Origin of the sequence: Arthrobacter bambusae, assembly GCF_022606295.1 — a bacterium.
GTDB lineage: Bacteria > Actinomycetota > Actinomycetes > Actinomycetales > Micrococcaceae > Arthrobacter > Arthrobacter bambusae_A.
On the sequence record NZ_JAHHZS010000029.1, the window covers coordinates 22488 to 36706 of the forward strand.

The window sequence follows — 14219 nt, forward strand, 5'->3', positions numbered from 1 at the left end:
CCCTCGGTCGATTGATCTTCAGGCTCCCGCGAGAACGTGAATTCTTCCCGCGGTGAACGACTGATAGCATTCGCCGGTGAGTCGAGGGATATTTCAGCGTTTAGTAGGCATCGTTATAGCGGTAACAGTTGGCGGTGCGGCGGCTCTCTTGTGGTTCGCTATTGCGTCAACCGGGAATTCTGCAGTCGAGTCGCGGGCCGAGGGCATTGTCCTTGGCGTCTGGAGCGTCCTCTACGATTCCGTGGCGCCGCAACCCCGCGTCATTTTGACGGCCATCGCCTTTGCACTTCTGCTGTCCGCTGGCGTGGCTTTGCTGGAGCGGCGCATTGCCAACAGGTCCCGCCGATCCGCCAATCCCCGGACGCCGCTGGCGCCAAAAATCGTCATGGCGGAAACCCGCGGTATGTACGCCGGTCCGGTAACGGTGACCGTCTTGATTCCGGCACACAATGAAGAAGCTTCGTTGCCGGCCACCATTGCCTCCCTTTTGACCCAATCGCATCGTCCGGAACGCGTGATCGTGGTGGCAGACAATTGCACCGATGCAACCGCAGCCCTTGCGCGCGAAGCCGGGGTTGAGGTGTTCGAATCGGTGAACAATACGAAAAAGAAGGCCGGCGCACTCAACCAAGCGCTGAAGTGGCTGCTGCCTGGCCAAGGCGATAACGACGTCGTGATGGTGATGGATGCGGACACCAGCCTTGACGATGGTTTCCTGGAGGTCGCAGTCTCGCGGATGACCAACGACAGGGCCTTGATGGCCGTGGGTGGCCTCTTTTACGGCGAGGAGGGGCACGGAATTGTCGGCCAGTTCCAGCGCAACGAATATATTCGGTATTCCCGTGAAATCGGACGACGGCGTGGCCGCGTTTTTGTACTGACCGGCACGGCCTCGCTCTTTCGCCCCCGGGCCCTGCGCACTGTTGCCCAGAGTCGCGGTGAGTCGATTCCGGGAATTCAGGGAGACGTTTACGATACGGCAGCTTTGACTGAGGACAATGAGCTCACGATTGCCTTGAAGTCGCTCGGCGGCCTCATGATTTCCCCCATGCAGTGCACCGTCGTCACCGAGTTGATGCCGAATTTCCGCACATTGTGGGCTCAGCGGCTTCGTTGGCAGCGGGGTGCCTTGGAAAACCTGGGGGCCTACGGAGCAACACCCCAGACGCTTCGATACTGGGCGCAGCAATTCGGCATTGGATATGGGGTGATTGCGCTCAGCGCCTACCTGCTACTGATCCTCTTGATGGTTTTGTCGCTGGATAACTGGGTCTGGTTCCCGTTCTGGCTGGGAATCGGGATCGTCTTTTCGATCGAGCGGGTTGTCACTGTGTGGAAGGGTGGCTGGCGGGCACGCCTTTTGGCAGCCACGCTCTTTCCGGAATTGTTCTTCGATATGTTCCTCAACGTGATTTATGTCAAGGGAATCATCGACATTTCCCTTGACCGGCAAGCCACCTGGAAACACCTCAACCATTCACAAAGCGGCGAAACCTCGAAGGCGCAGTAATCATGGCTATTCTTGCTTCCATTCCTACCGGAATCTTGCTTCCCGAAGGAATCCTGCACTCCGATTGGTTTGCCGTTCTGGCGACCTTCGTAGCGATTAATACTTTGATGTATGGCGTGCTGGCCATCGCGAAGATCTTGCCGAAAGTGCACCCCGGCGATTGGGTTCGCACCCGGAATCAGCGATCGGAAACCCGGAGCATCCATCCCGATGCCCCCGCCGTGAACGAAGCTATGGATTTCCTCAAAAACCGACGCTGACCGTCCGCGGTGCCTGGAAGGACAGCAAGCGTAGCCACTCAGGGTTCGGGTCTGCCAAACGAACGCCTTGCAGCGCTGCCACAGTTTCCTGCACGACGACGGCGGCCTCCAGCTCCGCGAGTTTCGCACCAAGGCAGCGGTGGATGCCAGAGCCGAAGGCCAGTCCGTAGGACGTAGGGCCATGCTCCGACAATGAGTGGTTGCCCGTGAGTTCCAGCAGGATTTCCGCACCGGCCGGTATGTGCCCGCCGTCGAACATCGTGTCCCGTGCGGCAATCCGGCGCCACGTTGGAACGGAAGATTCCGTGGCCAGGACGTGCCGGATGAGGTCCCGGGCCGTGGAGCCGGAAGCTGCGTCGTCCCAGGCAAAGCCGACCGATCCCTCGGCAAGCCGGAATAGCGCCGTGCTGATGAGCTGCGTGGTGGTTTCCTGCCCCGCGATGAGCAAGAAGTACCCGAGGGAACAGATTTCCGGAGTGCTCAGACCGTGCTCCGCCAAGGAGCCGAAGAGATTCCGCCCGGGCAAGGCCACGGCCTCGAGGACGAGATCCCGGAGCCAGCCGTAGAACTCCGCGGCGCTGTGGGCCAGTTCCAGTTGCCGCTCGGAATCCGGCCAACCCCAGAACAGTTCCAGGGAGTCCAAACTCCAGGCCTTCAATTTCGCAAGATCCCGCACCGGGAGTCCCAAAAGCTCCAGCATCACGATTGCCGGCGGGTGCGCAGCCACCGCATGGACGAGATCCACGCGCCCGTCCGCCTTCAGAAGCCCGGCGGCCGTCGCTGCCGCATCCCGCGCGATGCCGCGAATACGTGACTCGAAAGCGCCTACGGTGGCGGGGGTGAAGAACCCGGCCACCACCTTCCGGATACCGGCATGGGAATCGGTATGGTTGCTGGCCAGCACGGGCGGCAATGCGAATCGGGCTCGCTGCAGGACCCGCAAGGACGGTCCGGACAACGGTGTCACAGCGATGAGGGCGTTCGCCGGGCTGAAGTCATCAGGTCGGTGCAGGACCTCCCGCACCGCCGCGGGGTCCCGCAGCACCATATAGGGACATGTCCGGGCGCTGGCAGAAGCGGTACTCATGACCAGGCGCCGCTCAGCCAGTGCGCGCTTGCTTCGCGGAAGGTCACCGGAGGAAGGTCCGCGGCGCGTTCCGGGATCACTCCGAGGAGCGGCCGCGACGCGCCAAGTGTCGCCCGGTTGCCGTGTTCCAGCACGCCCGGGTCGTCCGGCCACGACCCCAGAACGACGCCCCGGATGGCCAGGTCCCTGCGTTCCAGGGCTTCGAGGGTGAGTGCCGTGTGGTTGAGGGTTCCCAAGGCTGGACGGGCAACCACAACAAAGCCCGCATCCGGCCCAAGGTGCCTGCCCAGATCCGCCAGCGTGCCGCCGTCGTGGTCTAGCTCCACAAGAAGTCCACCGGAACCCTCCACGAGGACGTGGTCATGGGTGCTCGCGAGTTCGCGGACCCGCGTGGCATGTGCCGCCAGCGGCGGCAAAGCGACTCTGTCGAGCGCCGCTGCGGGCACGGGGGCGAGGGGTTCTTGAAGCACGACGCCGGCCTCAGCCGTGAGCGGTCCGGCCAAGCGGGCGATTTCGGTGCAGTCGGAGTCGCCAACAGCAGCTCCGCTCTGGCACGGCTTGTACACGGCCACAGACCGGCCCTCAGCCTGCAGGGCGGACGCGAGTGCCGCCGTCGTGACCGTTTTGCCGACGCCGGTGTCTGTCCCGGTGACCAGCACTATTGGTGGCAGTCTCATGGCGTTTCCTCCAAAATACGGCGCAACGTCGCGCACGCGTAGTCGATGTCGTGGGGCGTCAGGGTGGCGCGGGCCGTCAGCCTGAGGCGGGAGACGCCGTCGGGAACTGATGGCGGGCGGAAGCAGCCGACGCGGACCCCGGCCCTGTGCGCGGCCTTGCTTGCCTCCTGGGCAGCAGCGGCGGAGCGCATGGGGATGGATTGCACGGCACCGGCCTGTTGAAAGGGTTCGACGGCGGTGCCCCTCCACTGCAGAAAATGCATCAGTCCCGCCGTGAGGCTGGAAGCGTTCCGGTGAACGGCCGCGGCGCGCCAAGGTTCCGCACGGATGATTCCGACGGCGGCCAGTGCAGCGGCAGCCGACGACGGCGCGAGTCCTGTGTCGAAGATGAAGCTGCGTGCCCTGTTGACGAGGTGTTCCCGGAGCAGCGCGCTGCCCAAGACGGCTCCACCTTGGCTACCGAGTGACTTGGAAAGCGTCGCGGTCAGCACCACGTTGGGGTGGGCGGCAAGTTCCGTTCCGGCCACCGAACCGCGGCCCTGAAACGCGCCGTTGCCCGCCACCCCGAGGCTGTGGGCTTCATCCACGAGGAGCGTCGCGTCGTGCTCTTCGGCCAATGCCAGCAACTGGGGGAGCGGGGCGGCGTCCCCGAAGACGCTGTAGATGGACTCGACCGCGATCAAGGCCCGGGGTTCAGTGCGGGTGCGCAGCTGGTGCCCGGTTGCGCCGAGATCGTTGTGCGGAACCGTTTCCACCCTCGAACGGCTCAGCCGGAAACCGTCAATGAGCGAAGCGTGGCAATGTTCGTCGGCAACGATGAGGGTCCCGGGTCCGCCGAGCGCCGTCGTGACTCCCAGATTGGCCAAGTAGCCGGTCGAGAAGACCAACGCTGATTCCATGCCTGTCAGGTCCGCGAGCCCGGACTCGAGTTCCAGGTGCAGCGCAGTGGTTCCGGCAACCAGCCGAGACGACGTGGCACCGGTACCCCAACGGCCGATCGCTTCCCGGGCAGCTTCTGCCAGCCTCGGATCCGTCGCGAGGCCAAGATAGTCGTTGCTGGCCAGATCCACTCCCGGGTCCCCACCGAGGCGCGTCATGGGCGTCCGGACGAGGCCCCGGCGCTCGCGGACCGCGGCCTGCTGTTCCAACCACGCGGTCATGGACCTGCTCATGGGCCGTGCACCTCGGCCACGGCCGCCACCATGCCTTCGCCCATCCGCCGGACCTCGTCGGCGGTACTGATGTAGGGCGGCATCGCGTAAACAAGGTTCCGGAATGGCCGCAGCCACACTCCGCGCCCGACGGCGGCACTCGTCACGGCGGCGACGTCCACGTCCGTGTTCAACTCGAGGACGCCGACGGCGCCGATCGTGCGGACCTCCTTGACGGCGTCGAGCGCATTGGCGGCTTCGAGGCCAGCCGCGAGGCCCGAGCCGATCCGGGCCACATCCCTGCGCCACGTGCCGTCGTCGAGAATGCCCAAACTCGCATTGGCCACTGAACACGCGAGCGGATTGCCCATGAACGTGGGCCCGTGTAGCAGCGCACCCGCACCGCCGCTCGAGACGCGGGCCGCAACCTCGCCTGTACAGAGCGTCGCGGCGAGCGTGACGTAGCCACCGGTGAGGGCTTTGCCGACGCACATGACGTCCGGAACGATCCCGGCGTGTTCCGCGGCGAACAGCTCGCCTGTGCGGCCGAAGCCCGTGGCGATCTCGTCGAGGATCAGGAGGATCCCGTGCCGGTCGGCGATGTCGCGGAGGATGCGCAGGCATTGGGCGGCGTAAACGAACATACCGCCGGCGCCTTGAAGCACCGGCTCCACGATGATCGCGGCCAGTTCGTTGGTGTGTTCCTCCGCCAGCTGCTCGACGTGCGCCTGCCATTCCGCGATTTCCCCTGGTGGCGCGCCCACGGCGGGTGGCCGCGCAGCGAAAACATTGGCAGCGAGCAGCCCGGGGAACGCCGAATGCATGCCGTCCACGGGGTCGCAGACGCCCATCGCCGCGAAGGTATCGCCGTGGTAGCCGCCGCGGATGCTGAGGAACCGTTGCCTCTTGGGGAACCCCGAAGCCGTTTGGAACTGCACCGCCAGTTTGAGCGCCACCTCGACGGACACCGAGCCCGAATCCGCCAGGAAGACCCGCTCCAACCGTGGCCGATCCGCCGCGGAAGGAGCCATGGCAACCAGCCGTTCGGCCAGTTCGACTGCGGGTTCATGGGTGAGGCCGCCGAACATCACATGGCTGAATGTTTCGAGTTGGCGCTTCGCCGCGGTGTCCAAGACAGGGTTCCGGTAGCCGTGGATGACTGCCCACCAGGAGGACATGGCGTCGAGCACCTCATGGCGTCGGCCGCTTTCGTCGCGGAGCCGCAGCGTCACGCCGTCGGCGTCTTCGACTTCCCACAACGGCAGCGTCACCGACGCCGGAGCGTACGGATGCCAAAGGCTTGCCCTGTCGCGCTGGATGACGTCACGCTGGATGACGCTCATGGCGTGACCCGGCCGTGGCGCGAGCATTCCGCGGTCCAGCCGAGCGGCGTGACCTGGACTTTCATGCGGCGACGGCATTGGGCGCAATAGCGTGGGGGCTCCATCGCCAGGCGCTGCTGGCAGCTTTGGTGAGCGTCCGACGTCGGGCGCTCGCCGCACAGACCGCAGTAACTATCCGTGACGGTGGTGCTCACAGCGACTTCTGGAGTTCCTTGATGGGCATGTTCAGCTCGACGAGGAGGTTGAGGTCCGCATCGGCGGGACGGCCGAGTGTGGTCAGGTAGTTGCCGACGATCACCGCGTTGATACCGCCCATGAGGCCTTCGCGCGTGCCGAGATCGCCCAGGGTCATTTCCCGTCCGCCGGCGTAACGCAGCACGGTCCGTGGCATGGCGAGGCGGAATGCCGCGATGGCGCGGAGGGCGTCCTTGCCGTCCATGATTCCTTGGTTTTCGAGGGGAGTCCCGGGGCGCGGATTGAGGAAGTTCAGCGGGACTTCGTGGGGTTCGAGGGCTGCTAGCTGGCTGGCGAGTTCGGCTCGCTGGGCGGTGGTTTCGCCCATGCCGATCAGCGCACCGCAGCAGAGCTCCATACCGGCCGCCTTGACCATGTTGCAGGTCTCGAGGCGTTCCTCGTAAGTGTGGGTGGTGACGACTTCGGGGAAGAAGCTGCGTGCTGTTTCGAGGTTGTGGTTGTAGCGGTGGACGCCCCACTCGGCGAGCTGGTCCACTTGGCGCTGGGTGAGCATGCCCAACGAGCAGGCGATGTTGATGTCCACTTCCGCGTTGATGCGGTCGATCGCGAACTTGATCTGGTTCATGAGCTTGATGTCCGGGCCTCGGACGGCTGCGACGATGCAGAACTCGGTGGCCCCGGTAGCAGCCGTTTCCTTGGCGGCCTTCACGAGCTCCGGGATGTCGAGCCAGACGCCCCGGACCGGGCTGTCGAACAATCCCGATTGGCTGCAGAAATGACAGTCCTCAGGGCATCCTCCGGTCTTGATGGAGATGATTCCCTCCACTTCGACGTCCTCGCCGCAGTGCTCCAAGCGGACCTCGTGGGCAAGCTGCAGGGCCTCAGGGATGGCCTCGTCCGGGAGCTCCAGGATCTCGAGCAGCTGGGATTCGCTGAGGCCTTCGCCGTCCGCGAGGACTTGCTCGCGGGCTGTTTCCAGAATCGGATAGGTGGACGTAAGCCTTGGGTTTGGCTGGGTGGTCATGATGCTCCTCGGCCGCTACTTGCAGGGGATGGTGCGTTACTTCATGACGGTAACGGGCTTGTGGGGAGGTGATTTTGTTGGACGTCCACAAACCCGGAGCTGCAATCTTGGCGGCCGACTCGCTGGATAAGTTACAGCGCGGAAACATCGTGGAGACTCGGTCGTTTCATGCCGCCGATAGCGTCAAGGGCGATGTCCAGACGAGGAAAGTTGCGGGGATGACTGACGATTCGAAGACAACACAAGTGCTTGAACCACCGACGGCGGGTGGCTCCCCAGGAGGAACCGCCGTCGTCGAACCTTCCGAGGCGCTAGGCGCCGGGAGCCGCGCGGCGGGCAACGCCGACGCGATGAGCGCAGCGAAGGAGAGCCTGGAGGACTACACCCTCAGGTTCGCGCCACGGTCCTACCGCAAGTGGGGTGCGGGCGTGGTGGCAACAAGTGCCCTGGGCGGAATTGCCTATTTGGCTGATTTCTCCATCGGGGCGAACATCGGTATTTCTTACGGTACCGTTAATGCGATTCTCGGAATTGTGGTGGCGGCGGTGGTCATTTTCGCCACCGGATTTCCTTTGGCTTACTACGCTGCCCGGTACAACATTGATCTTGACCTCATCACGAGGGGTTCCGGATTCGGCTATTACGGCTCGGTGGTCACCAACGTTATTTTCGCGACGTTCACGTTCATCTTCTTCGCGCTCGAGGGTTCCATCATGGCGCAAGGGCTGGAACTTGGGCTGGGGATTCCGCAGTGGCTCGGTTATGCGGCGTCCACGCTTCTTGTCATTCCCTTGGTGATTTACGGGATGAAGGCCCTGTCCAAGCTGCAGGTGTGGACCACCCCGTTGTGGCTCCTGCTCATGGTGGTTCCCGTGGGGTATTTGGTGATTTCGCCCCCGGACAGCATCGGGGAATTCTTCGCGTTCACGGGCAAATCCGGCGCTGAAGGCACTAACCTGGCCTCCGTGATGCTGGCCGCGGGTGTCTGCCTGTCGCTCATGGCGCAGATCGCGGAACAGATTGACTACTTGCGCTTCATGCCGCCCAAGACAGCGGAGAATAGGGCCGCGTGGTGGCGAGCCGTGATCCTGGCCGGTCCGGGCTGGGTGATCTTCGGCGCGATCAAGCAGATCGTGGGCATGTTCATTGCCATTTACCTGATCGCGACCTTGGATCCGGCCGCCTCCGCGCGTGCCAACGAGCCGGTGCACCAATTCCTTGGCGTGTACCAGGAAATGATGCCGGCCTGGCTGGCGATGACCTTGGCCGTGGTGCTCGTGGTCATTTCGCAAATCAAGATCAACGTGACCAACGCCTACTCCGGTTCGCTCGCGTGGACCAACAGCTTCACGCGTGTCACCAAGAGCTATCCGGGCCGGATGGTTTTCGTAGTGGTGAACCTGGTGATTGCGCTCGTGCTGATGGAAGCGAATATGTTCGAGTTCCTGAACACCATTCTTGGTTTCTACGCGAATTGCGCCATGGCATGGGTGGTTACGGTGGCGTCCGATATCGCCATCAACAAATATTTGCTCAAGATTTCGCCGAAGGTTCCGGAGTTCCGCCGCGGCATGCTTTACGCCGTGAACCCGGTGGGCTTCATCTCGATGCTGGTTTCGGCCACTGTGTCGATTGCCGTGTTCTTCGGTGCCTTCGGTTCGGCTGTCCAGCCATACTCGCCGATTTTCGCCGTCGGGCTGGCTCTCGTGCTGCCGCCGGTGCTGGCTCTCCTGACTCGCGGAAAGTATTACCTGCGCCGTGGCCACGACGGTATCGAGCTGCCCATGTTCGACGCCGACGGCAACCCGAGCGATGTCAAGCTTTTGTGCCACGTGACGGGCCTGGAGTTCGAGCGTCCGGACATGGTCCGCTCTGCCCAGGACGGGCCCGACGGCGAGCCGCAGTTCATCTCTTCGCTCGCCTTGTCGACCGATAAGTCGGGGGAGTTGGTCCTGCCGGCTCAAAGGTAGGCGGGAGTTCGACAGGTCCCATAGGCCTCGACGACGGATGGGCGGCCTGGCCGCGGTCCCGTCGTCGGGGCCTTTGGTTTGTCCTCGTTGTGCTTGTTGTGTCACGCCTCGCTGGTGAAGCGATGCGGGGTAGTGAACCGGGGCCTGTGGATAACTTTCCCGCCAAGATAGGGAAGTGAGCTACCATTTTGGGAAACGTTTAGTCTTGAAAACTATTTGGGGATAGCAAACCATGACTCCACGCACCTCGGTTTCTGCTCGCTCTTTCATTATTGGCAGCCTTGCAACGGTGTTGACGCTGACTGCGTGCGGGAACAGCACCCAGCCGCAGTCTGCGTCACCGACAGTCTCTGTTTCAGCCAGTGCCACGGCTACGCCCTCTCCGAGCCCGACGGCTGTTTATAGACCCGCGGACGCCAAAGGGAAGGCCGAGAACGTGCCGGTTCCCGTGTTGCCGGAGGCCGCGAAGACGAACAGCAAGGAAGGCGTGGAGGCGTTCGCTAGGTACTGGTTTCAGGCGCTTTCGTATGCCTATGAGACTGGGGACACTAGTGCCATCAAGCGGACCACTGGTCCTAACTGCGTCTTTTGTAATGGCCTTCAAGAATCGATTGGTCAGTCCTGGGCAGACGGAAAGTGGATCGTTGGCGGACGTATCGAAACACCCGTGGTGGCCGGAAAGCCCGGAACCGGACCAGAATCTCGGCAGGCAACGGTTCAGGTAATCCAGCAGCAAATCGAGATCCGCAAGGCGGATGGAACGCTCTACCAAGAAGCTACTGACGCTTCCAATAGTGGTAGCCAGCTAGTGGCCACATTCAATTCGGATGGTTGGATGGTCACAGATCTCGGATTGATTCGATAGCGATGCGAACTGTACGTGACCTGTTGATAGGCTCCTTAGTCTTCTTGTCGTGGGTTGGTTCCGCAGCCTCGGCGAATGCCGAGAGCACAGAGCCGCCGATCACCATTGGATTCAGGAAGAGCGGTGTGAGCCTGGGTTCTGAGAATTGGATCCGTGACCCCCAATCCGGCGAAATCGTCCGTGCCCCTCTAAACCACGTCAGCGACGACCCCAACCAATACAAAGCAGAGCTTCAATGCCAGGTAGACGACAATGCCTTGGACAAGAAGTGCCTACCCGGGCAGGTGCGATGCCCGCCCCGCGAGCCCGGTGAGAAGCCTGGAACGCCGGTGATCTGGAAGGTCGCGCCTAAAGCGGTTTCGAATCCCACGTGGACTGACTGGAAATCGGGAAACAACGGCCCATCTTGCCTGTACGACCAAAAGCCAGAGGACGTCCTGCCCAGGATCGCGGCGAGAATTGAGAGCGACTTCCGCAACCTTCCCGTCAAAGCGGCGGACCTGGCCGCCCAGCCAAGCCCGCACACACTCAAAGGCGCTGAAACCAACATCTTCGCGAACGCCGTCGAGCAGCAATTCGATGTGACGATCCTCGGCCAGCGAGTCCACATAGTCGCAACTCCCGTGGAGTACACCTATGGCTACGGGGACGGCAACAGTCTCGGGCCAACACCGTTTGCTGGCGGCCCGCTTCCGGAGGCGGAATGGGGCCAAAAGACGAGAACAAGCCACGTGTATCAACAGACCGGTGACTTTCAGGTGTCCGTGACCACCACCTTCCGCGGCACGTACTCCGTGAATGGTGGCCCGAACATGCGGATCCCAGGCACCGGACAGTTTGCGTCGCCGTCGCAGAGGGTGAGTGTCTGGCGGTCGATAACGCGCAACTACGCCGACAATTGCATCGTGAACCCACGAGGCGAGGGCTGCCCGGGCGTTCCGTAGGACAGCTGGGAAACACGCCTTCGACTCCGGCACGGTGCCCGTCCGCGGAAGGCGGGGTGCCGCCGTCGTGATGTGATCCGAGTCTCAACAGGAATAGTTGCAGGCGCGTGGCAGTTGCCGCCAGTGGACCTGTTCCCGTTTGAAAGGCACTGCCCATGTTGTTTTCCCCTTTGACTCTTGGCGAGATTGAACTTCCCAACCGCTTGGTCATGGCGCCGCTGACCCGCCTCCGTTCGGGCGCCGAGGGTGTTCCCGGCCCGCTGGTTGTGGAACACTACCGGCAGCGTGCTTCCCTCGGGCTGATCGTTAGCGAGGGCACCTACCCGACGCCCGCAGGCCAGTCCTACCCCGGGCAGCCCGGGCTCGTCACGGAGGAACAGCTCGCGGGCTGGAAAAAGGTGACCGACGCCGTCCATGCCGAGGGCGGCCGGATTTTCGCCCAGGTCATGCACGGAGGCCGCGTTTCCCACGCGGACATCACCGGCGGCCACGAGATCGTGGCACCCAGTGCCGTGGCCATCGACGGCGAAGTCCGCACCCCGAACGGCAAGAAGCCGTACCCCGTGCCCCGCGAACTGAGCACCGATGAACTTCCCTCGGTAATCCAGGAAATCGTCACAGCATCCCGGAACGCCGTCGAGGCAGGATTCGACGGCGTCGAGCTCCACTCGGCGAATGGCTACCTGCTGCATGAATTCCTGGCCCCCAACAGCAATGTCCGCACTGACAGCTATGGCGGCTCCCCGGAAAACCGTGCACGCTTCGTGATCGAGACCGTCAACGCGGTGGTGGAAGCGCTGGGCGCCAACAGGGTCGGCATCCGGATTTCCCCGGAGCACTCGGTCCAGGGGATTGCCGAGACCGACCCCGCCGATGTCCGCGCCACCTATGAAGTCCTGGTCGACACCATTGCTTCGCTCAACCTCGCCTACCTCAGCATCCTTCACCATGATCCCAAGGGTGAGCTCGTCCAGGACCTGCGCGAGCGCTTCAACGGCACGTTCCTTGTGAACACCGGGTTCGGCGTAGTGACCACGCGGGATGAAGCCTTGGCACTCGTGGCCGACGGTCACGCCGACGCCGTGGTCGTTGGCCGCCCAGCTATCGCCAACCCGGACCTTGCGCGCAGGTGGCGTGAAGGCCTCCCGCTGAACGAACCGGATCCGTCCACGTTCTACGGCGAAGGCGCCAAGGGGTACACCGACTACCCGTTCTACGCCAACTAGGACACCCGAGACCCCGACGGCGGCACCTGCGAAAGGTGCCGCCGTCGCGGTTTAACCCTTCTCGGCCACCGCCCGCCGGCACCCGACGCCCAGGGAGAAACAAAGTAGTCGCCCTTGGGCGGTTCCCAGTGCCGAATTCGGGTTTAGGGTTTTTAGTGAAGTAACAATCCCGAAGCGGCCCCGGCCGGGGAAGGGGTGGTTGTCATGGCAACGAAGACCCAGTTTGTCAGGGGCGGCCGACAGGCCCGTATCGCGCAAGCGATTGCCAGCCCGCACTACAAATGGACCGTACTGGTCAACGCCACGTTGGGTGTGCTGATGGCGACCATCAATTCCTCCATCATGCTGATCGCCCTGCCTGACATTTTCCGTGGCATCCACGTCGATCCACTGGCCCCCGGCAACACGAGCATGCTGTTGTGGCTGGTCATGGGCTACATGGTGGTCACAGCGGTGTTGGTCGTTACCTTTGGGCGGCTGGGCGATATGTACGGCAGGGTGAAAATGTACAACGCCGGCTTCGCCATCTTCACCGTGTTCTCGGTGCTGCTGTCCCTCACGTGGCTTTCCGGCACCTCGGGCGTCCTCTGGCTGATCATCATGCGTGTCCTCCAGGGCATCGGCGGCGCGATGCTGATGGCCAATTCCACAGCCATCATCACCGACGTCTTCGAGGTCAATCAGCGCGGACTGGCATTGGGCCTGAACCAGGTTGCCGGCATCGCAGGCTCCTTCCTGGGCCTCATCATCGGCGGGCTCCTGGGTCCGCTGGACTGGAGGCTCGTGTTTCTTGTCTCCGTGCCGGTGGGGTTGGCGGGCACCGTCTGGGCCTACCTGAGCCTGCACGACACCGGGATCAGGCAGCCGGCCAAACTGGACTGGTGGGGCAACGCGACGTTTGCGGTGGGTCTGATCGCAGTGTTGGTAGGCATCACCTACGGCATCCAACCGTACGGCGGCAACACCATGGGCTGGACCAACCCATGGGTGCTCACGGCGCTGATAGGAGGAGCCGCGGTGCTGGCAGTGTTCTGCTGGGTCGAGATGAGGATAGAGGAGCCCATGTTCCATCTGGCACTGTTCCGTATCCGTGCCTTCACCGCTGGAAACCTGGCCTCCCTGATGTCCGGCATCGGCAGGGGCGGCCTGATGTTCATCCTGATCATCTGGTTGCAAGGGATCTGGCTTCCCCAGCACGGTTACAGCTTCGAAATCACGCCGCTCTGGGCCGGGATCTACATGCTGCCCCTCACTGCGGGGTTCCTGATCGCGGGACCCGTATCCGGCTGGCTCTCAGACCGCCACGGGGCCAGGCTCCTGGCCACCTTGGGCATGGTGGTGGCAGCGGCCAGCTTCCTGTGGCTGCTGGTGCTGCCGGTGAACTTCGGTTATTTGCCGTTCTCGCTGGCGTTGTTGGTCAACGGCTTGGGCATGGGACTGTTCGCCGCACCCAACCGGGCCGGCATCATGAACGCGCTGCCGCCCAACCGCCGCGGCGTGGGTGCGGGCATGAGCACCACATTCCAAAACTCGGCCATGGTGCTCTCCATCGGCATCTTCTTTTCGCTCATGATCACCGGGCTGGCCCGGACGCTGCCGCAGACGCTGACCTCAGGCTTGATGGCGCACGGGGTGGCTGCCGCGGACGCCGCCAAAGTCGCCCAATTGCCGCCGGTGTCTGTGTTGTTCTCCTCTTTGCTGGGCTACAACCCGGTCCAAACACTGCTCGGACCGAAAGTGCTGAACGCCCTCCCGGCCAAAGACGCGGCCTTCCTGACGGGCCGCTCCTTCTTCCCGAGCCTGATTTCAGGCCCGTTCGCCGAAGGGTTGGCCGTCGCGTTCGCCTTTGCCATCGCCGCGTGCCTGGTGGCCGCCTTCGCCTCGGCCCTGCGCGGCGGCAAGTATGAGTACAAGGAACTTCCGGGTAGGGCCGAGGCAGCTGAGCGGCAGGCATCACCCAACTGACT

General features: G+C 63.2%; 13 protein-coding genes. 7 read left to right on the plus strand and 6 right to left on the minus strand.

Annotated features, from left to right (window positions below):
- Positions 1-76: 76 nt before the first annotated feature.
- Both KNN17_RS17305 and KNN17_RS17310 read left to right on the plus strand, forming a co-directional pair.
- Positions 77-1510, plus strand: a complete 1434-nt coding sequence (locus tag KNN17_RS17305) for a glycosyltransferase family 2 protein (RefSeq protein WP_241710183.1) — start codon at positions 77-79, stop codon at positions 1508-1510.
- Between the two features lie 2 nt (positions 1511-1512).
- Positions 1513-1770: a hypothetical protein gene (locus tag KNN17_RS17310; RefSeq protein ID WP_241710184.1), complete on the plus strand. Its 258-nt coding sequence runs from the start codon at positions 1513-1515 to the stop codon at positions 1768-1770.
- Here KNN17_RS17310 and KNN17_RS17315 read toward each other — a convergent pair.
- The 6 genes from KNN17_RS17315 to bioB are packed head-to-tail and all read right to left on the minus strand — an operon-like array spanning position 1754 to position 7247.
- The gene (locus KNN17_RS17315; protein ID WP_241710185.1) at positions 1754-2857 is read right to left on the minus strand and encodes a cytochrome P450; all 1104 of its coding nucleotides are present in this window, start codon (positions 2855-2857) and stop codon (positions 1754-1756) included. The genes KNN17_RS17310 and KNN17_RS17315 overlap by 17 nt on opposite strands.
- A complete protein-coding gene (gene bioD, locus KNN17_RS17320; protein WP_241710186.1) occupies positions 2854-3534 on the minus strand; it encodes a dethiobiotin synthase in 681 nt (226 codons plus the stop codon). Before bioD ends, KNN17_RS17315 begins: the two co-directional genes overlap by 4 nt.
- Complete coding sequence (locus KNN17_RS17325) at positions 3531-4694, minus strand: 8-amino-7-oxononanoate synthase (protein ID WP_372489693.1); 1164 nt, start codon at positions 4692-4694, stop codon at positions 3531-3533. Before KNN17_RS17325 ends, bioD begins: the two co-directional genes overlap by 4 nt.
- 8 nt (positions 4695-4702) lie before the next feature.
- The gene (locus KNN17_RS17330) at positions 4703-6028 is read right to left on the minus strand and encodes an adenosylmethionine--8-amino-7-oxononanoate transaminase (protein ID WP_241710188.1); all 1326 of its coding nucleotides are present in this window, start codon (positions 6026-6028) and stop codon (positions 4703-4705) included.
- Positions 6025-6222, minus strand: coding sequence for a biotin synthase auxiliary protein BsaP (gene bsaP, locus KNN17_RS22770; RefSeq protein ID WP_443627850.1), 198 nt, complete (start codon positions 6220-6222; stop codon positions 6025-6027). The genes KNN17_RS17330 and bsaP overlap by 4 nt, the downstream gene beginning before the upstream one ends.
- Positions 6219-7247, minus strand: coding sequence for a biotin synthase BioB (gene bioB, locus KNN17_RS17335; RefSeq protein ID WP_241710189.1), 1029 nt, complete (start codon positions 7245-7247; stop codon positions 6219-6221). The genes bsaP and bioB overlap by 4 nt, the downstream gene beginning before the upstream one ends.
- Positions 7248-7465: 218 nt before the next feature.
- Between bioB and KNN17_RS17340 the strand changes: the two genes are divergently transcribed.
- The 5 genes from KNN17_RS17340 (at position 7466) to KNN17_RS17360 (ending at position 14217) form a co-directional block, all read left to right on the plus strand.
- Entirely contained in the window at positions 7466-9217 is a 1752-nt protein-coding gene (locus KNN17_RS17340) for a purine-cytosine permease family protein (protein ID WP_241710190.1), read from the plus strand.
- Positions 9218-9449: 232 nt separating this feature from the next.
- Complete coding sequence (locus KNN17_RS17345; protein WP_241710191.1) at positions 9450-10082, plus strand: DUF6318 family protein; 633 nt, start codon at positions 9450-9452, stop codon at positions 10080-10082.
- 125 nt (positions 10083-10207) lie between these two features.
- Complete coding sequence (locus KNN17_RS17350) at positions 10208-11026, plus strand: hypothetical protein (RefSeq protein WP_241710192.1); 819 nt, start codon at positions 10208-10210, stop codon at positions 11024-11026.
- 155 nt (positions 11027-11181) lie between these two features.
- Positions 11182-12252, plus strand: coding sequence for an alkene reductase (locus KNN17_RS17355; protein ID WP_241710193.1), 1071 nt, complete (start codon positions 11182-11184; stop codon positions 12250-12252).
- 204 nt (positions 12253-12456) lie between these two features.
- Positions 12457-14217: an MFS transporter gene (locus KNN17_RS17360; protein WP_241710194.1), complete on the plus strand. Its 1761-nt coding sequence runs from the start codon at positions 12457-12459 to the stop codon at positions 14215-14217.
- Positions 14218-14219 lie beyond the last annotated feature (2 nt).

What these genes read in the sequence shown, in the direction of transcription:
- KNN17_RS17315 (WP_241710185.1), bottom strand. Translation starts at nt 2,857, where the DNA reads ATGAGTACCGCTTCTGCCAGCGCCCGGACATGTCCCTATATGGTGCTG.
- KNN17_RS17345 (WP_241710191.1), top strand. Translation starts at nt 9,450, where the DNA reads ATGACTCCACGCACCTCGGTTTCTGCTCGCTCTTTCATTATTGGCAGC.
- KNN17_RS17355 (WP_241710193.1), top strand. Translation starts at nt 11,182, where the DNA reads ATGTTGTTTTCCCCTTTGACTCTTGGCGAGATTGAACTTCCCAACCGC.
- KNN17_RS17360 (WP_241710194.1), top strand. Translation starts at nt 12,457, where the DNA reads ATGGCAACGAAGACCCAGTTTGTCAGGGGCGGCCGACAGGCCCGTATC.
- KNN17_RS17325 (WP_372489693.1), bottom strand. Translation starts at nt 4,694, where the DNA reads ATGACCGCGTGGTTGGAACAGCAGGCCGCGGTCCGCGAGCGCCGGGGC.
- KNN17_RS17310 (WP_241710184.1), top strand. Translation starts at nt 1,513, where the DNA reads ATGGCTATTCTTGCTTCCATTCCTACCGGAATCTTGCTTCCCGAAGGA.
- bioD (WP_241710186.1), bottom strand. Translation starts at nt 3,534, where the DNA reads ATGAGACTGCCACCAATAGTGCTGGTCACCGGGACAGACACCGGCGTC.
- KNN17_RS17340 (WP_241710190.1), top strand. Translation starts at nt 7,466, where the DNA reads ATGACTGACGATTCGAAGACAACACAAGTGCTTGAACCACCGACGGCG.
- bioB (WP_241710189.1), bottom strand. Translation starts at nt 7,247, where the DNA reads ATGACCACCCAGCCAAACCCAAGGCTTACGTCCACCTATCCGATTCTG.
- KNN17_RS17330 (WP_241710188.1), bottom strand. Translation starts at nt 6,028, where the DNA reads ATGAGCGTCATCCAGCGTGACGTCATCCAGCGCGACAGGGCAAGCCTT.